18 protein-coding genes and 1 riboswitch are annotated in these 18467 nt (G+C 74.9%); of the genes, 11 read left to right on the forward strand and 7 right to left on the reverse strand.

The window, feature by feature from the left end; all coding sequences use genetic code 11:
* Window positions 1-51 precede the first annotated feature (51 nt).
* Both mycP and ACWENR_RS05015 read left to right on the forward strand, forming a co-directional pair.
* Window positions 52-1407, forward strand: a complete 1356-nt coding sequence (gene mycP / locus ACWENR_RS05010) for a type VII secretion-associated serine protease mycosin (RefSeq protein WP_452275757.1) — start codon at window positions 52-54, stop codon at window positions 1405-1407.
* A gap of 16 nt (window positions 1408-1423) precedes the next feature.
* Window positions 1424-1939, forward strand: coding sequence for a hypothetical protein (locus ACWENR_RS05015; RefSeq protein WP_452275758.1), 516 nt, complete (start codon window positions 1424-1426; stop codon window positions 1937-1939).
* A gap of 69 nt (window positions 1940-2008) precedes the next feature.
* Here ACWENR_RS05015 and ACWENR_RS05020 read toward each other — a convergent pair whose 3' ends face one another.
* Genes ACWENR_RS05020 through ACWENR_RS05030 form a run of 3 tightly spaced genes read right to left on the reverse strand, consistent with a single transcriptional unit; the run spans window position 2009 to window position 4130 of the window.
* On the reverse strand, window positions 2009-3271 hold the full coding sequence (locus ACWENR_RS05020) for an SseB family protein (protein WP_452275775.1): 1263 nt from the start codon (window positions 3269-3271) through the stop codon (window positions 2009-2011).
* Window positions 3265-3750, reverse strand: a complete 486-nt coding sequence (locus tag ACWENR_RS05025) for an SUKH-3 domain-containing protein (RefSeq protein WP_452275759.1) — start codon at window positions 3748-3750, stop codon at window positions 3265-3267. The genes ACWENR_RS05020 and ACWENR_RS05025 overlap by 7 nt, the downstream gene beginning before the upstream one ends.
* Window positions 3747-4130 carry a YwqJ-related putative deaminase gene (locus tag ACWENR_RS05030; RefSeq protein ID WP_452275760.1) on the reverse strand — a complete coding sequence of 128 codons (384 nt, stop codon included), beginning with the start codon at window positions 4128-4130 and terminating at the stop codon, window positions 3747-3749. The genes ACWENR_RS05025 and ACWENR_RS05030 overlap by 4 nt, the downstream gene beginning before the upstream one ends.
* A 284-nt stretch (window positions 4131-4414) precedes the next feature.
* Here ACWENR_RS05030 and ACWENR_RS05035 point away from each other — a divergent pair, with 284 nt between their 5' ends.
* The 3 genes from ACWENR_RS05035 to ACWENR_RS05045 all read left to right on the forward strand — a co-directional run bounded on the left by ACWENR_RS05035 (window position 4415) and on the right by ACWENR_RS05045 (window position 8339).
* Entirely contained in the window at window positions 4415-6094 is a 1680-nt protein-coding gene (locus tag ACWENR_RS05035) for a right-handed parallel beta-helix repeat-containing protein (RefSeq protein WP_452275761.1), read from the forward strand.
* A 152-nt stretch (window positions 6095-6246) separates the two neighbouring features.
* On the forward strand, window positions 6247-7650 hold the full coding sequence (gene eccE, locus ACWENR_RS05040) for a type VII secretion protein EccE (protein ID WP_452275762.1): 1404 nt from the start codon (window positions 6247-6249) through the stop codon (window positions 7648-7650).
* Window positions 7647-8339 (forward strand): hypothetical protein, encoded by a 693-nt coding sequence (locus ACWENR_RS05045; protein WP_452275763.1) that lies wholly within the window; start codon window positions 7647-7649, stop codon window positions 8337-8339. The genes eccE and ACWENR_RS05045 overlap by 4 nt, the downstream gene beginning before the upstream one ends.
* A gap of 97 nt (window positions 8340-8436) precedes the next feature.
* On the opposite strand, the gene ACWENR_RS05050 is transcribed toward ACWENR_RS05045, so the two are convergent.
* A complete protein-coding gene (locus tag ACWENR_RS05050) occupies window positions 8437-8772 on the reverse strand; it encodes a helix-turn-helix transcriptional regulator (protein WP_452275764.1) in 336 nt (111 codons plus the stop codon).
* Between the two features lie 186 nt (window positions 8773-8958).
* Between ACWENR_RS05050 and ACWENR_RS05055 the strand changes: the two genes are divergently transcribed.
* Window positions 8959-9723, forward strand: coding sequence for a carbonic anhydrase (locus ACWENR_RS05055; RefSeq protein ID WP_452275765.1), 765 nt, complete (start codon window positions 8959-8961; stop codon window positions 9721-9723).
* A gap of 110 nt (window positions 9724-9833) precedes the next feature.
* Here ACWENR_RS05055 and ACWENR_RS05060 read toward each other — a convergent pair whose 3' ends face one another.
* Both ACWENR_RS05060 and ACWENR_RS05065 read right to left on the reverse strand, forming a co-directional pair.
* Window positions 9834-10853, reverse strand: coding sequence for a coiled-coil domain-containing protein (locus ACWENR_RS05060; protein WP_452275766.1), 1020 nt, complete (start codon window positions 10851-10853; stop codon window positions 9834-9836).
* Between the two features lie 4 nt (window positions 10854-10857).
* Window positions 10858-10988, reverse strand: a riboswitch (cyclic di-AMP (ydaO/yuaA leader).
* A gap of 166 nt (window positions 10989-11154) precedes the next feature.
* A complete protein-coding gene (locus ACWENR_RS05065; protein ID WP_452275767.1) occupies window positions 11155-12507 on the reverse strand; it encodes a YibE/F family protein in 1353 nt (450 codons plus the stop codon).
* Between the two features lie 329 nt (window positions 12508-12836).
* On the opposite strand from ACWENR_RS05065, the gene ACWENR_RS05070 reads away from it, so the two are divergent.
* Window positions 12837-13610 carry a hypothetical protein gene (locus ACWENR_RS05070; protein WP_452275768.1) on the forward strand — a complete coding sequence of 258 codons (774 nt, stop codon included), beginning with the start codon at window positions 12837-12839 and terminating at the stop codon, window positions 13608-13610.
* 81 nt (window positions 13611-13691) lie between these two features.
* Window positions 13692-14315, forward strand: a complete 624-nt coding sequence (locus tag ACWENR_RS05075) for a DUF305 domain-containing protein (protein ID WP_452275776.1) — start codon at window positions 13692-13694, stop codon at window positions 14313-14315.
* A 143-nt stretch (window positions 14316-14458) separates the two neighbouring features.
* Here the strand turns inward: ACWENR_RS05075 and ACWENR_RS05080 are convergent, their stop codons facing one another.
* Complete coding sequence (locus ACWENR_RS05080; RefSeq protein WP_089002271.1) at window positions 14459-14761, reverse strand: metal-sensitive transcriptional regulator; 303 nt, start codon at window positions 14759-14761, stop codon at window positions 14459-14461.
* 150 nt (window positions 14762-14911) lie between these two features.
* Between ACWENR_RS05080 and ACWENR_RS05085 the strand changes: the two genes are divergently transcribed.
* From ACWENR_RS05085 to ACWENR_RS05095, 3 genes are read left to right on the forward strand one after another with little or no spacing between them, the layout of a single operon-like run.
* Window positions 14912-15121: a heavy-metal-associated domain-containing protein gene (locus ACWENR_RS05085; protein ID WP_452275769.1), complete on the forward strand. Its 210-nt coding sequence runs from the start codon at window positions 14912-14914 to the stop codon at window positions 15119-15121.
* A 28-nt stretch (window positions 15122-15149) separates the two neighbouring features.
* A complete protein-coding gene (locus ACWENR_RS05090) occupies window positions 15150-16154 on the forward strand; it encodes a hypothetical protein (RefSeq protein WP_452275770.1) in 1005 nt (334 codons plus the stop codon).
* Window positions 16155-16166: 12 nt separating this feature from the next.
* Entirely contained in the window at window positions 16167-18416 is a 2250-nt protein-coding gene (locus ACWENR_RS05095; RefSeq protein ID WP_452275771.1) for a heavy metal translocating P-type ATPase, read from the forward strand.
* Window positions 18417-18467: the final 51 nt, after the last annotated feature.

The raw sequence follows: 18467 nt of genomic DNA on the forward strand, positions 1-18467 counted from the left end.
CGGTGATCGTGCTTCCGGCCGATCGACGGCCCAAAGAGGAAGGTAGCGCAGATGCGTCTCGCCCCTCGCCCGGCGGCCACGCTGGCCACGGCCGCGCTGAGCGTCCTGGCAGCCCTGGCCATGGCGGGCACGCCGGCCCAGGCTGCCGACGGCCGCAAGGACGCCTGGCACCTCGACGCCCTCGAACTGACCGAGCTGCACAAGATCAGCCAGGGTGAGGGCATCACGGTCGCGGTCGTCGACACCGGAGTGGACGCCCGGCACCCTGACCTGAAGAACAACGTGCTCCCCGGCGTGGATCTCTACGACGACCGGAGCAAGGGGCACCAGGACCGGCAGGGGCACGGCACCGCGATGGCGTCCCTGATCGCCGGCCACGGGCACGGCCCGGGGGGCCGCGAGGGCGTGCTCGGCGTCGCCCCGAAGGCCAAGCTCCTGCCGGTGACCGTGCAGGGTGCCAAGGGCAAGGCGATCATCGCGCCGGACGCGCTCGCGGCCGGGATCGACTGGGCGGTGGACCACGGCGCCGACGTCATCAACGTCTCCCTGGGCAGCTCGACCGATGTCGATCTGGATCGGGCGGTGAAACGGGCCTACCAGAAGAACGTGATCGTCGTTGCCGCTGTCGGCAACAAGCAGGACGCGATAATCGGCAGCCCGGCCAACCACCCCGGCGCGCTGGCGGTGACCGGCACCGACCGCAACGGTCGCCCCAGCCGGATCGCCGCCATCCCCGCCGAGGAGACCGACCTCGCCGCACCCGGCGACGACCTGTTCGCCGCGCTGCCCGACGGGAAGTACACGATGAGCACCGGGAGCAGCGGCTCCGCCGCGCTCGTCTCCGGCGCGGTCGCCCTGGTGAAGTCGAAGTACCCGAACCTCAGCTCGTACGACCTGTTCAAGCGGATGGTGGAGACGACCCGCGACGCCGGCAAACCGGGTAAGGACCTCGACTACGGCTACGGCCAGCTCGATCTGCGCCAGGCGTTGACCGGGGAGCCGGACGGCCGAGGCAGCCGCAGCCAGGCGGCTCAGGAGCCGGAGGTCGACCCGACCCTCGCCCGTGCGCGCGAGGAGAACTCGGGGAGATCGAACAAGACCGTCGAATGGGTGCTCTCGTTGGCCGTCGTGGTCGTCTTCCTCGGCCTCGTGGCGACGGTGGTCCTGCTTGTGTGGCGACGCCTCCGTCGGAGGACCGTGGCATCCTCGAAGGAGGCCCGCACTCCGGTCGCCGGTCCCGCCGGGAGCGAAACCCCGTACCCGCCGGCACCGGGCGAGCCGTACCGGCCGGGGGCGGGAGCGAATCCGGCCGGGCCTGGCGTGCCGCCGTCGGGCCCTGCGGGCGGGCGGCCGGCCCACCCCACCGACCCGACGGGTGACGCCGGCTGGCGCCGGCCGGGCGCCTGACGGGACAGGAGGCGAGATGCCAGCCCAGTTCCCCGGCACCGGACCCCCGTCACCGCCCGGCGCCGTACCCCCGCATGCCGGGCCGTCCGGCGCGCCGGCGCCGCCCACGGCCGCCCGGCGGCCGATCACGGTGGTCGCGGCGATCCTGCTCATGGTGCCCACGGCCCTCACCTGGCTCGTCGCGGGCGTCGCCTTCTTCGTGGCGATGGCGAGGAGCGACGGAGACGGCAAGATCTTCCTGATCGTCCTCGCCGTGCTGATCCTCGCGCTCTGCCTGCTGCTGGTGGCCATGACGGTGGGTGGGATGGTCCTCGCCTGGCGTCGGGCGGGGGGCACCGCGGGGCTGCGGACACCGGCCACGTTCACCTTCGGGCTTTTCGTCGTCACCCTGGTCGGCCTGCTCGTGCAGGGCAAGCTCGACTTCCAACCGACGATGGTCACGCCGCTGGTCGTGGGCGGGCTCTCCGGGGTGGCACTCGCCCTGCTCAAGAGCCGGTCGGCCAAGGACTGGTCCGGCGGCAACCGACGCTGACGCGCGCTGCGGCACAGCCCCGGCCGTCCCGGGCCCGCGGCTGCGCCAGGGCCACGAGCCGGCCGACGGTCAGGCCGGCAGCCAGCGCCCGCTGGCCGCGTCGAAGCGGGCCAGCAACTCGTCGCGGCCGTCGTGGTGCAGGCAGTGCAGGCCCGTCCCGTCGGGAACCACCACCGACTCCATCCGCGGCCGGCCACGCCCCCAGTCTTCGGGCGTCTCCTCGTCGGGTTCCCAACGCAGCACGGCCACCCACTCGTCGGACTCCGCGAACGGAGAACCCTCGCCGAGCAGGCCGAGGCGCCGGTAGAGCCGGGTGGGCGTGTCCCGGCCCGGCCCGGCCCAGGCGTGCACCAGCCCGGCGGCCCGCTGATAGCCGTCCTCCAGATACGACGGCAGGTACCGGTGCGGGATCACCATCTGCAGCCGCACCGGCAGGTCCGGGTCCGGCTCGTACTCGGCGTCGTCCTCGTCCGGCGCCGTCCGTTGCGCCGGTACGCCCACCGTGGCCGGCTCGGCGTACGCGGCCGTCTCCAGGCGCCGACGCTCCTCCTCGCTGGCATCGGTGACCGCCTGCCGTAGCTGACCGAGCCAGTCGCGCAGGGTCCGCACGGCCTCGCCGGGCAGCGCCGCCGCCAGCGGAGTGCCAGGGTTCAGCACGAGCTGCCACGACGGGTCCGGCCACTGCTCGGCCAACTGGAGGCTGCTGACCGCGACCAGGTCGTGGTCGCCGAGGGCCTGTCGAAGGCGGGCCTCGGCGGTGAAGACCGGCAGGCAGGGCTGTCCCCGCTCATCCGGGAGGCACCACCACGGAAAGTCCGGATCGGACAGGTCCCGCGACCCGGACCCGCCCGGTCGCAGCGGCAGCAGCAGCTCCGCCCGGAGCAGGGCCGCCATCAGGGCGTCCGGCTCCTGCCGGCCGATCGCCTCGCGTAGCTCCCGTTCGGCGTCGAGGGCGGGCGCGGCGATCGCACGCACCTCCCCGGCGGTGAGCCGGACGCCGATCGGCAGCCCGGCGTCGATCGCGAGCAGCCAGTCGTCGTCCGGCCAGTCGGCGGCCAGGTCCGCGAGGGCGAACACGTGGTAGGTGACCGACTGCCCGGGCAGGCAGGCGGCTATCGCCCCGGGCGAGGTGAACGCGATGACGTGGGTCCGCCCGTCGTGCCGGCCCGTGGGCCATGCCATCGGCGCGTGGCCGGCTGCCGCCTCGGGGGACACCGGCAGCAGCAGCGGTGCGGTGGCCAGCGTCGCCAGGAGCGTGTCCCGGTCCCCGGCCTCGGCGGCGGCCAGCAGCGCCTCCTCGGTCGGGGTCGCGGGCCCCCAGTCGGTCACCAGCTGCCGTCCTGGCGTATCCGGCGGGGCTGCCGGCCGAGCACCAGCGCGGTGATCGCCTCGTCGAGGCGCTCGCCGAGATACCAGTCGCCGCTGTGGTCCAGCACGAACACGCGCCCCGGTTCGTCGACCGCGAGGATGCCGGTGCCGTCGCCCTCCTCGCCGAGCGGCGTGAGCGGCGCGCCGATGGCAGCGGCGAGCGCGGCGAGGGTGGCCACCGAGTGGCTCACCAGGAACGGGTCCAGGTGGAACGTGCTGGGAGCGATCTCTTCCCCGTCGCCCTGCGGGCGCACCAGCAGGCCGCCGAATTCGGCGTACGCCTCGACGGCGGCGCGGACGACGGTGTGCTGCCGGCCGTCCGACGTGGCGAGGGCGGCCAGTCTCAGCGCCCACCGCCGGGCCCGTTCGTCGTCGCGGCGGCCGGGAACCCAGCCGGCGACCTGGAGCGTCTCGGCCACCAGGGGTGGGAAACGTGTGGTCATGCCAGCGCCTCCACCCCGAGCCAGTCGAGCAGGGCCGCGCACGAGCGGCAGGGCGGCTGCACCTCACCGTGGCGGGGGTCGCCCTCCTCCCGGACCCGGGTCACCCGCACCTTCGCGCCCCACAGCAGCGACCGGGCCCGGGCCGGGCTGAGCGGCTCCCCGCCGGCCTCGGCCGCGTAGAGCCGGTCGGAGAGCAGGATCGACTCGGCGCACCAGCCGGCGAAGCGCTCCCGCTGGCCGCTCGGCAGCTCGTGCAGGAAGCGCCGGATCATCGGGTGCAGGTCGGGCGCGAGGTCGCCGCGGATCGAGGTGTGCGTGTGGACGGTGCCGTCGACCAGCAGCCCGCCTGCCGCGAGCGGCAACATCCGGGGTTCCGCCATCCGTCCTCCCGCTCCCGCGTACAGCCATCGGTCCGCGCTCGAGCCTAGCGGCCCGTCGCCGTGCTGCCGGGGCCGGCACCGGGCTGCCGGCCCGCCGTCGACCGGACCGAGCCGAGCCCTCTCCCGGCACCGCCCACAGGTCCCGTCGGCAGCCGACGCACCCGGTCCCGCCGCCCCGCACCGGGTCCGACGGGACGGTACGGCGAGCGGCGACGGGGCTCCCGCCGTGTCGACCGCCTGGGATATCGTCGGCGTGACCCTTCCGCCGTACGAAGACCGGAGCCATGACGCGCACCCTTATCGTCTCCCCGGACCAGCCCGGCGCCTATCCGTCCATCGGTGACGCGCTCGCGGCGGCGGACGACGACGCCGTCGTCTCGGTCAGCCCCGGCACCTACTACGAGGCGTTGTTCGTCAACGATCGCGGAGCCACCATCGTGGCCGCGGAGGGCGCCGGCACGGTCACCATCGACGCCTCGTCCGGGGCGTACCCCACGGTGTCCTGCAACTCCGGCCGCCTGGAGCTGCGTGACCTGGTCCTCAAGGCCGGAGACGCGCCGGTCGTGGCGGCCGACCGGGCGACGCTCAGCATGACCGGGTGCGAGCTGAGCGCCGGCTTCGGCCCGGCCGTCTCGGTGGCCAGCCGGTCGGAGTTCACGCTGACCCGCTGCCGGGTCACCGGCGCGCGCTACGGGCTCGTCGTCGAGGATTCCGACGGCACCGTGGAGGGGTGCGAGTTCAGCGACCTGACCGAGGACGGCATCATCGTCCGGATCGGCGCCGCCCCGACGATCCGCACCAGCACGGTCACCCGCTGCGGCAACCGCGGCATCTACGTCTACCAGTACGGCCGCCCGACCATCGAGGCCTGTGACATCTCCCAGACCGGCTACGCCGGCGTGGCCGTGGTGCACCAGAGCGCCCCGGTGCTGCGCCGCTGCCGGATCCGCGACACCCGCGGCCCGGCCGTCTCCTTCGCCCGCGGCTGCCACGGCACGGTCGAGGAGTGCACCACCGAGAACACCGGACTGCCGGCGATCGACGTGGCCGAGGGCGCCACACCGACCATCGTGGAGGGAACTGGCAGCCGGCGTGCCACCTTCGGGGCCGAGGCGGCCCAGGCCGTGAAGCAGCAGGACACCGCACGCACGGAGAAGCTGCTCGCCGAACTCGAGGCGATGGTCGGCCTGGAGTCGGTGAAGTCGGAGGTCCGCGCGCTCATCGACGAGATCCAGGTGAACGAGTGGCGGCGCAGCGCCGGCCTGCCGGTCGGCGCGGTCAGCCACCACCTGATCTTCGCGGGCGCGCCCGGCACCGGCAAGACCACCGTGGCCCGCATCTACGGCGAGCTGCTGGCGGCGCTCGGCGCGCTTCCCGGCGGCCCGTTCCGGGAGGTGTCCCGGCGGGACCTCGTCGGCCAGTACCTCGGCCACACGGCCGAGAAGACGGCTGCCGCCTTCGACCTGGCCCGGGGCGGGGTGCTCTTCATCGACGAGGCGTACACCCTCTCCCGCTCCTTCGGCAGTGGTGGCGACTTCGGGCAGGAGGCCATCGACACGCTGGTCAAGCTGATGGAGGATCACCGCGACGAGGTGGCCGTCATCGCCGCCGGCTACACCGGGGAGATGCTCCAGTTCCTCGACGCCAACCCGGGTCTGGCGTCCCGTTTCGCGAAGACCGTCGAGTTCGGCAACTACAGCCCCGAGCAACTGGTCGTCATCGTGGAGCGGATGGCCCGGCGCGACGAGTACCTGCTCGCCGACGGGGTCCCCGATCTGCTCCAGGCGCACTTCGGCACCATCGAGCGGGACCAGAACTTCGGCAACGCCCGCGAGGCCCGCAAGCTCTTCGAGGGCGTCCGCAAGGCTCAGGCGCAACGGCTCCGTCAGTCCGGTCAGCGCCCCAGCCTCGACGACCTGCGTACCGTGACGGTGGCCGACATCCGCGCCGCGATCGGTCGTTGAGGGCCGACCCAGGTGAGGAGGGACGCGAGGTGACGCATCCGGGTGCGGCACGGCCGGGCGAACCGGGTTGGCAGCATCATCCGGGTGCGGCCGCGCAACCGGCTCGGCAGGTGCCGCCCGCGCCACGGGTGGCACCACCGCAGCAGGCCGGCGTGCCGGCGCCCCCGCCGACGGTGAGCCGGGCCGGCGCCGGTCCGCGGCAGGACGGGGTGGCACAGCGCGGGCAGGGCCGGGCAACCGTCGGCACCGCGTACGTGAGCCAGGCGGCCGGTACGGCACGGGCGGCGACGGCCGCACAGGCCAGCACCACGGCGCAGGCTCAGGCCGCGCCACCCGCGCAGGCCGCCGCCACTCCCGTCGCCCCCCAGCCCGCCGCTGCCGCCGCCGACGAGGCGGCCGCAGCCGCGGCCACTAGAGCGGTACGACCACACCAGGCCGCCCTCGGGATCGGCGGCATCAACGTCGCCCAACTGGTGGCATGGCAGGCCGGTGCGGCGGCGGTGCTCGCCGCCTCCCCGCACGGCGTGCCGCTCACCGCCACGGTGGCCACGGTGGCGGTGCTGCTGCTCACCCCGACGATGGTCCGGATGCGCAACCGGTGGCTGTACCAGTGGATCTCGGTCTGGTGGGGTTACCGAGGCCGACGCCGACAGCTCACCGCCGCGGACAGGGACGCGGCCGTGCAACTGCTGGCCCAGCTGGAGCGCGGCGTCGAGCTGGAAACCATCGAGGTCGACGACCAGCCGGCCGTCCTGCTGACCCACCGGGGCGGGCTGAGCGCCGTCTTCGAGGTCGATCCGACCGAGGGCGCCCTGCTGATGAGCGCGCCCCAGGCCCTGCCGTCCCCGGCCTCGCTCCTGCCGGCGGCCGACGAGAAGGCGCCCCCGGTGGCGGTGCAGTTGCTGATCCAGGTGACGCCGGCACCGCGCGCCCGCTCCGGCGCGGTGGCGGTGGACCGGGCATACCGGGAGTTGACCAACGGGGACGTGCCGGCCAGCCGGCAAGCCTGGGTGGTGCTCCAGGCCGCGCGGACGCCCGACTTCCACGCCGACCGTGACCTGCGCCCGACGCTCACCGCGGCGATTCGGCGGACGCGGCGGCAGCTTCGGCAGGAGCGGGTGACCGCCCGGATGCTCAACCGGGACGAGGTGCTCGCCGCCGTCGTCGCCCTCACCCACCTGACCGGTGGGGCGCCCGGCGCCGCGGGGGAGCGGCCGCTGGCCCGGGAGACCTGGCGGGGCTGGTCGACCCAGGGCGCCCCGCAGAGCTGTCACCGGATGCTGGCCTGGCCCCGCCGGCCGTGGGAGGTCGACCCGTTGCTGCGAGGGCTGCCCGCCGCCAGCGTGGTGTCGATCGCGGCCAGCCGCACCGCCGGCGACGACGTCGCCGTGGAGGTGGCGTTCCGCCTGATGGCCACCGACCCGACCGCACTGGCCGCCGCCGACCAGGCCCTGCACGAGGCGATCCGCAGCTACGGCGGTCGGCTGCAACGACTCGACGGCGAGCACGCGCACGGCGTGGCCGCCACGCTTCCGCTCGGAGGTTTCCTGCCGTGAAGAGCGTCGCCTTCCCCGGCAGCCGGATGGGGTCGCACGTCGCCGACACCGCCACGGTCGGCGGTCTGAACCTGGTTGCCGGGGGCGGTGGCCTGGTCGTCGGGCGCAGTCGGCAGCAGGAGCCGGTGGGGCTGCGCCTGTTCCGGGCCGAACCGACGCGGTTGCTACTGACCGGCGGCGTACGCTGCGCCGAACTGCTCGCCTTCCGCGCCCTCGCGCTCGGTGCCCGGCTGTTCATCCAGACCGCCCGCGAACAGGAGTGGGACTCCTTCCTGCGGCGCTGCGTCATCGGCCGGGACGTCGCCTCGTTCCTGCCGCCGGGCGTTCCGCCGCCGACCGCGGCCAGCCCGACCGAGCCGCAGCTCATCGTGATCGACACCGGCCCGGTCACCGGCCCTGACTCGGGCCTCAGCGCGCCTTGGCGGGCCACCCTGGTGGTCCGCGACGACCTGGCCGGCTGGGATGTCGAGGCGCTGGTACGCAGCGACATCGTGCTGCTCCAGCGGTTGGTGGAGACGGAGGCCGCGACGGCGGCGAGCGCGTTGGGCCTGGCGAGTGTGCAGAGTTGGTTCACCCAGCTGCACCCCGAGATGGTCGGCCTGATCACCAAGGGCAAGGTGCAGTGGGTGATGCTCAGCATGACCCCCACCGAACGCCAGCTGATCGGCCCCGTCGCCCGCGGCGGCTGACCGTCCGGCCCGCCGGGCGCCCCGGCCGGATCCGGACCACGACCAGGAGTTCCGGGACGAGCAGGCCTGCCAGCTCAGGCCGCGTCGGCCTGCGGCCTCAGGCGCGGTCGGCGCCCTCTGCGTCGTCGTCCGCGAAGAGGGCCAGCAGCGCGCCGACCTGTCGGTCCGCCTCGGCGGGGTGCCGGAACCGGCCGGCCGGGTTGAGCGTGTACTCGTTGCGCCGGCCCACCCGGGTGCGGTACAGGTAACCGCCGGCCTCCAGGTCCGCGACGATCGCCTGGGCGGCGCGTTCGGTGACGCCCACCTCGTCCGCGACGTCGCGCAGCCGGGCGGTGGGGTTACGGGCGATGGCGAGCAGCACGTGACCGTGGTTGGTGAGGAACGTCCAGTTCCGGGTGCTCCCGTTCTCCCCTGTCGTCGCCATGTCGCCCATCGTATGGCGGACCCTTCGGGTTTTCCGCCGGGCCCTCGCCCGTCCCCGCCGGGTGCGCACAAACATATGAAGCGCATATCACGCATCCCTTGACGTACCTTCGGGTGCGTGTGAACGTGGGGACAGCCCGCGTCCAGCGTCGGCCGGGATGACCAGGTCTTTCACGTGAGGGGCAAGGTGAGGGAGATGAGTCGTCCCGGATCCCCCGGCACTCGGCCGGGCCCGGAGCAGGATTCCGCGCGGCCGGCCACGGGAGCCGCCGCCGTAGGGGCCGCGTCGGACACTCCGGCCGATCCCGCGCAGGCGCTCGCCGAGCTGCACGCCGGCAACCGGCGCTTCGTGACCGGCGCCCCGCGCCACCCCAACCAGGACGCCGGGCACCGCGCCGCGGTCGCCGACGGGCAGCACCCGTTCGCGGTCATCGTCGGCTGCTCCGACTCCCGGCTCGCCGCCGAGATCATCTTCGATCGCGGCCTCGGCGACCTCTTCGTCGTCCGCACCGCCGGGCACACCGTCGGGCCCGAGGTGCTGGGCAGCGTGGAGTACGCGGTGACGGTCCTGGGCACGCCGCTGGTGGTGGTGCTCGGGCACGACTCCTGCGGGGCCGTCCAGGCCGCCCGTGCCGCGGACGCCACCGGCGCCCTCCCGCCGGGGCACCTGCCGGCCGTGGTCGACGCCGTGGTGCCCAGCCTGCGCCGCGCCGCGGCCGAGGGCGTGGACGACATCGACCGCATCGTCGACATCCACATCGGGTGCACCGTCGAGGCGATGCTGGACCGGTCGGCCGTGCTCGCCGCCGAGGTGGCCGCCGGGCGGTGCGCCGTGGTCGGCATGTCGTACCGGCTGGCCGCCGGCGAGGCGCGGGTGGTGGCCTCCGTGCCGGCCCACCTGGGCGCGGCCGACGGGGCGCGGGCCGCCTCCGACGGGGCCCACGCGGCTGCCGTCGCCTGACCCGCGCCACGAAGCGACGACGGCCGCCTCGGCTGCCGTCGCCTGACCCGCCTCACGAAGCGAAAGGGCCGCCCCGCGGACGCGGGGCGGCCCTGTGTCGTCGTACGGCGTCAGAGCAGTGACACGTGCACGTGGTCCGTGTGGTTCGACGGGCCGCTGTAGGACTTCCAGCCGGTCGCCGGGAACCAGATCTGCCGGTTCCAGATCACGTAGTAGATGCCGAGCCGGTCGGCGTTACGCACCAGGAACGCGGTCAGGTTGTTGCCGTACATGTAGGTGTCGTCGTTGTGCCAGGGGGAGAAGCCGCTGCGTTGCAGCGACCAGTCGCAGGCCCGGCCCTTCGGATGCTCGTACGGCCCGCCGGAGCGGTAACAGCCCACGAACCGGTTGAACCCGGCCCGCTTCACCTCCTTGTACATGTGCAGGGTGCGCGCGGTGATGCAGCCGGAGGTGGTGGGGTCGTCCTCGGTGCAGGACAGCGGCTTCCAGTCGCCGTCGGAGGTGCGACCCGGCCCCATCCGGGCCACCGGCGAGGTGGCGACCACCTTGCCGCCGGTCAGCCCCCTGCCGCCGACGAGCGCGAGGGCCTTCTCCGCCTCGCGCTTGCCGCGGGCCATCTCGTTGGTCAGCTTCGTCTGCTCGCGGACCTCGGCGTCGAGGGCCAGCTTGGCCTGCTCGGCACGCTTCTTGACCGCGTTGACCTCGGCGAGCTTCTTGGAGTTGACCAGGTTCAGCTCGTCGAGCGCGGCGGCGCGTCGGACGAACGAGTCGGGGCTGGCGGTGTCCAGCAGCATCGACACCGCGCCGATCCGCCCCGTGCGGTAGGACTGGGCGGCGATCTGGCTCACCTGCGGCGCCAGCGCCGCCAGCTCGGCCTGCGCCCGGTCGACCTCCAGGGCCAGTTCGAGCTGGCGCTTCTTCGACTTCGCGAGCTTGGACTTGGCCTGGACGTAGCTGCGGTTGCGCGACTCGATCAGGTCGTTGAGCAGCTTGGGTTCGTCGTCCCCGTGCCCGGAGGGCTGGGGCGGTGTGGTTGGTGCGGCCGCCGCCGGGAGGGGCCCGACGAAGACGGCCAGGGCGGCGATCACGGCCACCACAGGTGTCAACCAGCGGCGTAGGGGTGCCGTCACAGTGTTTCCTTCCGTCGACCGCCGACCGGGTTAGCTGACGGGTTCGGGGCGGAAGTGGCCCCTACCGCTGTCGCGGATTCACCCCACGTACCTGGGTCCCCGGCTCGCCTGGTGGCGATTGGGCGGCGGCACCGCAGGCGCCGCTGCGCGCCTTCGGCGGTGACCGGCAGCGAGGTTACCCGACAGCCCTCCCGGGGATCTACGTCCCTAAGCCGACTAAATGCGTTATTTCGTAAGGGCGGAGGGTGACCAGTGACGCGTTTATCAGGCGAGGGGTCCTGATCGGTCACGCTGAGGAGTGTCACCATGCGGTGTCCGTGCTCCCGTCTCGGTCCGGCCACCCGGCGGGGGCGGCGGAGGGCGCCCTGCCGGCGCGCGGCCCGCCGAGGGCCTCGAGCGCCTCGGAGCGGTCGGCCGCCGGCCGGGGAGCCGGCGGGGTCGGGGCGGCGCCGTCGGTGGCGGACCCGCCGCCGCGCCGGCCCGCCGTGGTCACCAGGGCCGCGAGGCCGGTGGTCAGCGGCACGGCGGCGATCAGGCCCAGCGTGGCGACCGCGCTGCGGACGATCTCCTGGGCCAGGAACTCGCTGGTCAGGATCTGGGTCACCGCCCGGGAGTCGGCGGTCAGCAGGAGCAGCACCGGCAGCGAGGCGCCGGCGTACGCCAGCACGATCGTGTTGACCGTGGAGGCGATGTGGGCGCGGCCGACCCGTGTCGCCGCCCGGTAGAGCTGCGTCCGGGACAGCCCGGGGTTGGCGTGCGCCAGCTCGCCGACCGTCGCGGCCTGGGTCACCGTGACGTCGTCGAGCACGCCGAGGGAGCCGATGATGATCCCGGCGAGCAGCAGGCCGTGCAGGTCGACGTCGGCCTGGAACATCGACAGCGTGGTGGCGTCCTCGCTGCCGAAGCCGGTCAGGTGCGTCGCCGCGGTGGCGATCGTGCCCAGGATCCCGGTCAGCACCAGGCTGCCGAGCGTGCCGAGCACGGCGACCGAGGTCTGTGCCGTCACCCCGTGCGTCAGGTAGAGCACCACGAACATGATCAGAGCGGCGCCGACGACCGCGACCAGCAGCGGCGAGCGGCCGGCGCTGATGCCGGGCAGCACGAAGGTGAGCAGGATGGCGAAGCTCGCCGCCAGGCCGGCCAGCGCGGCGAGCCCGCGCCAGCGCCCGAACGCGACGATCGCCGCGGCGAAGAGCGCCACCAGCCAGAGCAGCGGCTCGCCGCGCTGGTGCTCGGCGATGTTGTAGGTGCTCACCGAGGGGTCGGCGGGGTCGGTGAGCTGGACCAGGATGATCTCGTCGCCGACCTCGACCGTCGGCGCGCCGGGCCCGGCCGGCACCGGCGTCTCCACCTGCTGCCCGGCGGCGGGGCCGTCGTCCACCCGCACCGTGACGGTGCCGCAGGGGCCCGCCGCGGCCCCCGGGGACCCCTCCGGTGTCTCCGGGGTGGGTGGGCACGGCTCGGTCACCACCCGCGTCACCGTGCCGTGGTGGCGGGGCGGGTCGGCGCCGGGAGCCGCGTCGGGGGCGTCCCACGGCCAGAGCGCCAGGGCCGCGACCAGGGTGGCGACGAAGAGGGGCACCACCGTCGCGACGAGGATCCGGCGCACCCCCGGCGGGGCGGACGGTGCGGGACGGGTGTGGTCGGCGCCCATCGAGTGTCTCCCAACGATTCCAGGGCGGGGTACGTGCCGGCGGGCCGGTCGGTTCAGCGGCCCGGGTCGACCGCCGCGCCGGATCCCCCCGGGGTGGCGGAGCGGTGACGCCCCGTGCCCGCCCGGCGGGCGCGGGACCGGGCGGTGGGTGCCGCCGCCCGACGCGGGTGGCGACGCGGGCGGTGCGGATTTCGGAGGCTCACCGGCCGAATGGTAGCCATCCCGACATCCGGCCGCAGGTCGTGCGGGCTGGTGTCGAGGCGCGGGCCACCGCCGGTTGCGCGGGTCGCCCCGGAGGAGAACCGGCTGCGGCCGGCTAGCGTGGGGGTGTGCGGACGGCGACGGCGACGGCGGGGCGATGGGCGCGGATCCCGCTGCTCGTCGGCACGCTGCTCGGGCTCGCCGCGATGCACACCCTCGGCCACGGCACGCACGGCACGGGCCACTCCGCCGACGCCGCGACGCACGCCGACGCCGCGACCCGACCCGCTGCCACGGCGCCGCGCTCCGCCGCCGAGTCCGCGCCGCACTCCGCCGCCGTGACGCGGGCCGCCGCCGTGACGGGAGCCACTGATGCGACGCGGGCCGCCGACGTGGTGACGCGGGCCGCCATCGCCGTGACGCGGACCGCCGACGTGGTGCCGCGGGCCGCCATCGCCGTGACGCGGACCGCCGACGTGGTGCCGCGGACCGCCGCCGCGACGCATTCCACGGTCGCCGCGACGCGCGCCGCGGACACCGGCCCGCACGGCGGCGAGGCACCCGAGCGGCAGACCGCTGTTTCGTACGCCGCCGCGGTGGCGCCGCCCCCGGGCCTCGCCCGTCAGGCCGTCGCCGGGGGCGCGGGCTGCCCGGGCGACTGCCCGCACGAGCGGCTGCTGCCGTCGGGCGGGGCGGGCGGCGGGTTGCCGTGGTGGGGCGTGTGCCTGGCGGTGCTGGGGGCGCTGGCCGTCCCGCTGCTGCTGGCCGTGCTGCTGCTGGCGGGCGTACGGGCGGTCGGGCCGCTGGGCCGGGCGTCGGGCGGGCCGGAGCGGTCCCCCCGCGCCCCGCCGTCCGGGCCGGTCGGCCTGCGGCTCGCCACGGTCTCGGTGCTGCGCAGATAGGACGCCCGACGCGACCCGGTCTCCCCGGGTCCGCGTCCCGTCGTGCTGCGTACGTTCCGACACCGAAAGGCTCAGAAAGTGATCACTCGTACCCTTGCGCGCCGTGCCGCCCTGGCCGGCGTCACCGTCACCGCCGCGCTCGCCCTGACCGCCTGCGGCGGCGACGGGCACCCGTCTCCGGGCATGCACGGCACGCCCGGCGGCACCGGCCCGGCGGCCACCGCGTCCGGCCCGGCCGCGTTCGGCGACGCCGACGCGATGTTCGCCCAGATGATGATCCCGCACCACCGGCAGGCCGTCGAGATGGCGGATCTGGCCGCGACGCGGGCGGCGGACCCGGAGGTCAAGCGGCTCGCCGCGGAGATCAAGGCCGCCCAGGCGCCCGAGATCGCGACCATGAGCGGCTGGCTGTCGGCCTGGGGCCGGCCGGTGCCCTCGCCCGGCGCCGAGATGCCGCACATGGACCACGGCATGCCCGGAATGATGACCGACGCCGAGATGACGAAGTTGGCGGCGGCCTCCGGTCGGGAGTTCGACCGGCAGTTCCTGACCATGATGATCGCCCACCACGAGGGGGCCGTCACGATGGCCCGGGACGAGCTCTCCCGGGGCGTGAACGCGGAGGCCAAGGCCCTGGCCGGGCAGATCGTCGCCACCCAGCAGGCCGAGATCGACACGATGCGCGGGATCCTCGGCCGGCTCTGACCCGCGCCCCCGGCGCCTCATCCGGCGCCCGGGCCCCCCGGCGCGCCCGGAGCCCCGGACGGGCCCGCCCCGGCGCCTGATCCGGCGCTCCGGACGGATCCGCCCCGGCGCCCCCCTGCGGGGCGCCGGGGTCGGCGGGCGGGTCAGCCGCGCTTCATGAGGCGGCCGACGGCGGCCATCATCTCGGTGGCCATCTCGTCGGCCCGGCCCTCGGCGGCACCCTCGTGCATGCAGTGCCGGGCGTGCCCGTCGAGCAGGCCGAGCGCGACCTTGTCCAGTGCGGCCTGGATCGCGGAGATCTGGGTGAGCACGTCGATGCAGTAACGGTCGTCGTCGACCATCTTCTCGATGCCCCGGACCTGCCCCTCGACGCGGCGCAGCCGGGCCAGCAGCTGGTCCTTGGTGGCGGTGTATCCCCTGGTCGGGGTAGGCGTCGGTGTGGTCATGGGATCGAGGATAGCGTACCCCTCGGGGGTATGGTACGGTCCTTCGTGCCGGGAATACCCCCACCGGGTACCGGTACAAGGCAAGAGGCCCGTCCGCCTCCGCATTACCCCTGGGGGGTATATGCTGGAGGCGTCGAGAGGAGAAGTTCGATGGTCACCACCACGTACCAGGTGCAGGGCATGACCTGCGGGCACTGCGTCAGCTCGGTCAGCGCCGAGGTCGGCGCGATCCCGGGCGTCAGCGACGTCCAGGTCGACCTCGCCACCGGCAAGGTCACCGTCACCAGCGAGAGCCCGCTGGACACCGACACCGTGCGCGCCGCCGTCGACGAGGCCGGCTACGACCTCGTCGGCGCCTGACGGCGGCACGGGGAAGACGAGGTACACCATGAACACGGCGACGAAGCTGAGCGGTTTCGCCCTCGGCCTCGCGGCGGTGTTCGGCGCGGCGTACGGGGTCGGCCACGTGGCCGGCCCCGTCACCCCCGCCGCCGACACCCGCCACGACGCCGGCGGCGGCCACGCGGCCGCCGGCGACGCCGGACACGGCGGCGACGAGAGCGGGGCGGCCCAGCTGCCCGGCGGGCTGCTCGTCTCCGACCGCGGCTACACCCTCCGCACCGTGGCCGCCCCGGCCGGGCAGTTCGCCTTCCGGGTCACCGGCCCGGACGGCCGGCCGGTCACCGGCTACGACGTGGCCCACGACAAGCGCATGCACCTGATCGTCGCCCGCCGCGACCTCTCCGGCTTCCGGCACGTGCACCCGGAGATGACGCCGGACGGCACCTGGCACGTCGACTCGCCGCTGGGCGGGCCGGGCGTCTGGCGGGCCTTCGCCGACTTCACCCCCACCGGGGGCGAGGCGCTGACCCTCGGGGTCGACGTGACCGTCCCCGGCGTGCTGACCGAGCGGCCGCTGCCCGCCCCGGCGACCAGCGCCACCGTCGACGGCTACACCGTCACCCTCGCCGGCACCCCGGAGCCCGGCCGCACCGCCGAGCTGGCCCTGACCGTCAGCCGCGACGGCGCGCCGGTCACCGACCTGGAGCCCTACCTCGGGGCGTACGGCCACCTGGTGGCGCTGCGCCAGGGCGACCTGGCGTACCTGCACGTGCACCCCGACGGCGAGCCGGGCGACGGGCGGACCAGGCCCGGCCCCGAGGTGAGGTTCTTCGCTGAGGTGCCGTCGGCCGGCGCCTACCGCCTCTACCTGGACTTCAAGCACGACGGCGTGGTGCGGACCGCCGAGTTCACCGTCGTCGCCGGCGCCCCGACCGGCCCGGGCGCCGCCCCGGCCGCGACGGGCACCCCGGCGGCGCCGGGCACCCCCGCCGCCCCGATCTCCCCGACCGCCGGCGCCGACCACGGCGCCCCCGGCCACGGGCACGACTGACGGGACCCCGTGATGACCACGAAACCCCTGCTGACCGCGCCGAACCAGATCGAGCTGGCGATCGGCGGCATGACCTGCGCCTCCTGCGCCGCCCGCATCGAGAAGAAGCTGAACCGGATGGACGGCGTGGCCGCCACGGTCAACTACGCCACCGAGAAGGCCACCGTCCGGTACGCCGACGACGTCACCCCGGACGACCTGATCGCCACGGTGGAGAAGACCGGCTACACCGCCGCGCTGCCGCCTCCGCCGGCCTCGGCCGGCACGCCCGAGGCCACCGAGCCCGTCGACGAGCTCCGGGGTCTGCGCACCCGGCTGCGGACGACCGTGGCGCTCACCGTGCCGGTGGTCGTGCTGGCCATGGTGCCGGCCTGGCAGTTCGAGTACTGGCAGTGGCTGTCGCTGACCCTGGCCGCCCCGGTCGTCGTCTACGGCGGCCTGCCCTTCCACCGGGCCGCCTGGATCAACCTGCGGCACGGCGCGGCGACCATGGACACCCTGGTCTCGGTCGGCACCCTGGCCGCGTTCGGCTGGTCGGTGTGGGCGCTCTTCCTGGGCACCGCCGGGGAGCCGGGGATGACCCACCCGTTCAGCCTCGACATCAGCCGCACCGACGGGGCCGGCAACATCTACCTGGAGGCGGCGGCCGGGGTGACGGCGTTCATCCTCGCCGGCCGCTACTTCGAGGCCCGCTCCAAGCGGACGGCCGGCGCGGCCCTGCGCGCCCTGCTCGAACTGGGCGCGAAGGACGTCGCGGTGATCCGCGACGGCGCGGAGACCCGCATCCCGGTCGACCAGCTCGCCGTGGGGGACCGGTTCGTGGTCCGCCCCGGCGAGAAGATCGCCACGGACGGGGTGGTCGACGAGGGCACCTCGGCGGTCGACGCGAGCATGCTGACCGGCGAGTCCGTCCCGGTCGAGGTCGGCCCGGGCGACGCCGTGGTCGGCGCGACGGTCAACGCCGGCGGCCGGCTGGTGGTGACCGCCACCCGGATCGGCGGCGACACGCAGCTGGCCCAGATGGCCCGGCTGGTCGAGCAGGCGCAGACCGGCAAGGCGGCGGTGCAGCGGCTCGCCGACCGGATCTCCGGGGTCTTCGTGCCGATCGTGATCGCCCTCGCGGCGGGCACCCTCGGCTGGTGGCTCGGCACCGGGGCGGGCGCGACCGCCGCGTTCACGGCCGCCGTGGCGGTGCTGATCATCGCCTGCCCGTGCGCCCTCGGGCTGGCCACGCCGACCGCCCTGCTCGTCGGCACCGGCCGGGGCGCCCAGCTCGGCATCCTGATCAAGGGGCCGGAGGTGCTGGAGTCCACGAAGCGGGTGGACACCGTGGTGCTGGACAAGACCGGCACCGTCACCACCGGCCGGATGACCCTGGTGGACGTCCTCCCGGCGACCGGTGAGGACCGCGCGGAACTGCTCCGGCTGGCCGGGGCGCTGGAGGCCGCGTCCGAGCACCCGATCGCCCAGGCGGTCGCCGCCGGCGCGGCGGAGGCGGGCGCACTGCCGCCGGTCACCGGCTTCGCCAACGTCGAGGGACTCGGCGTGACCGGGTCGGTCGAGGGCCGGGAGGTGCTGGTCGGCCGGCTCCGGCTGCTGCGCGAGCGCGGTCTCGACGTACCGGAGGAGGTGGCGCGGGCCGCCACCACGGCGGAGGCCGAGGGGCGGACGGCGGTGCTGGCCGGCTGGGACGGGCGGGCCCGGGGCGTGCTCGCGGTGGCCGACGTGGTCAAGCCGACGAGCCGGGCGGCGGTCGCCGGGCTGCGCGCCCTCGGCCTGACGCCGGTGCTGCTGACCGGCGACAACGCCACCGTCGCCAGGGCGGTGGCCGCCGAGGTGGGCATCGACGAGGTGATCGCGGAGGTGCTGCCCGCCGAGAAGGTCGACGTGGTGCGGCGGCTCCAGGGCGAGGGGCGGACCGTGGCGATGGTCGGCGACGGGGTCAACGACGCCGCCGCCCTCGCGCAGGCCGACCTGGGTCTGGCCATGGGCACGGGTACGGACGTGGCGATCGAGGCGTCCGACCTGACCCTGGTGCGGGGCGACCTGATGGCCGCCGTGGACGCGATCCGGATCTCCCGGCGCACCCTCGGCATCATCAAGGGCAACCTGTTCTGGGCCTTCGCCTACAACGTGGCGGCCCTGCCGCTGGCCGCCGCCGGCCTGCTCAACCCGATGATCGCCGGCGCCGCGATGGCCTTCTCCTCGGTCTTCGTCGTCGCCAACAGCCTGCGGCTGCGCGGCTTCCGCCCGGTCGCCTGACCCGCCGCGGCGGGGGGGGGGGCGCCCCCCCCCGGGGGGGGGGGGGCGGGC

Source organism: Micromonospora sp. NPDC004336 (assembly GCF_053602615.1).

What these genes read in the sequence shown, in the direction of transcription:
- mycP (WP_452275757.1), top strand. Translation starts at nt 52, where the DNA reads ATGCGTCTCGCCCCTCGCCCGGCGGCCACGCTGGCCACGGCCGCGCTG.
- ACWENR_RS05090 (WP_452275770.1), top strand. Translation starts at nt 15,150, where the DNA reads ATGAACACGGCGACGAAGCTGAGCGGTTTCGCCCTCGGCCTCGCGGCG.
- ACWENR_RS05035 (WP_452275761.1), top strand. Translation starts at nt 4,415, where the DNA reads ATGACGCGCACCCTTATCGTCTCCCCGGACCAGCCCGGCGCCTATCCG.
- ACWENR_RS05030 (WP_452275760.1), bottom strand. Translation starts at nt 4,130, where the DNA reads ATGGCGGAACCCCGGATGTTGCCGCTCGCGGCAGGCGGGCTGCTGGTC.
- ACWENR_RS05050 (WP_452275764.1), bottom strand. Translation starts at nt 8,772, where the DNA reads ATGGGCGACATGGCGACGACAGGGGAGAACGGGAGCACCCGGAACTGG.
- ACWENR_RS05080 (WP_089002271.1), bottom strand. Translation starts at nt 14,761, where the DNA reads ATGACCACACCGACGCCTACCCCGACCAGGGGATACACCGCCACCAAG.
- ACWENR_RS05095 (WP_452275771.1), top strand. Translation starts at nt 16,167, where the DNA reads ATGACCACGAAACCCCTGCTGACCGCGCCGAACCAGATCGAGCTGGCG.
- ACWENR_RS05065 (WP_452275767.1), bottom strand. Translation starts at nt 12,507, where the DNA reads ATGGGCGCCGACCACACCCGTCCCGCACCGTCCGCCCCGCCGGGGGTG.
- ACWENR_RS05085 (WP_452275769.1), top strand. Translation starts at nt 14,912, where the DNA reads ATGGTCACCACCACGTACCAGGTGCAGGGCATGACCTGCGGGCACTGC.
- ACWENR_RS05015 (WP_452275758.1), top strand. Translation starts at nt 1,424, where the DNA reads ATGCCAGCCCAGTTCCCCGGCACCGGACCCCCGTCACCGCCCGGCGCC.
- ACWENR_RS05055 (WP_452275765.1), top strand. Translation starts at nt 8,959, where the DNA reads ATGAGTCGTCCCGGATCCCCCGGCACTCGGCCGGGCCCGGAGCAGGAT.
- ACWENR_RS05025 (WP_452275759.1), bottom strand. Translation starts at nt 3,750, where the DNA reads ATGACCACACGTTTCCCACCCCTGGTGGCCGAGACGCTCCAGGTCGCC.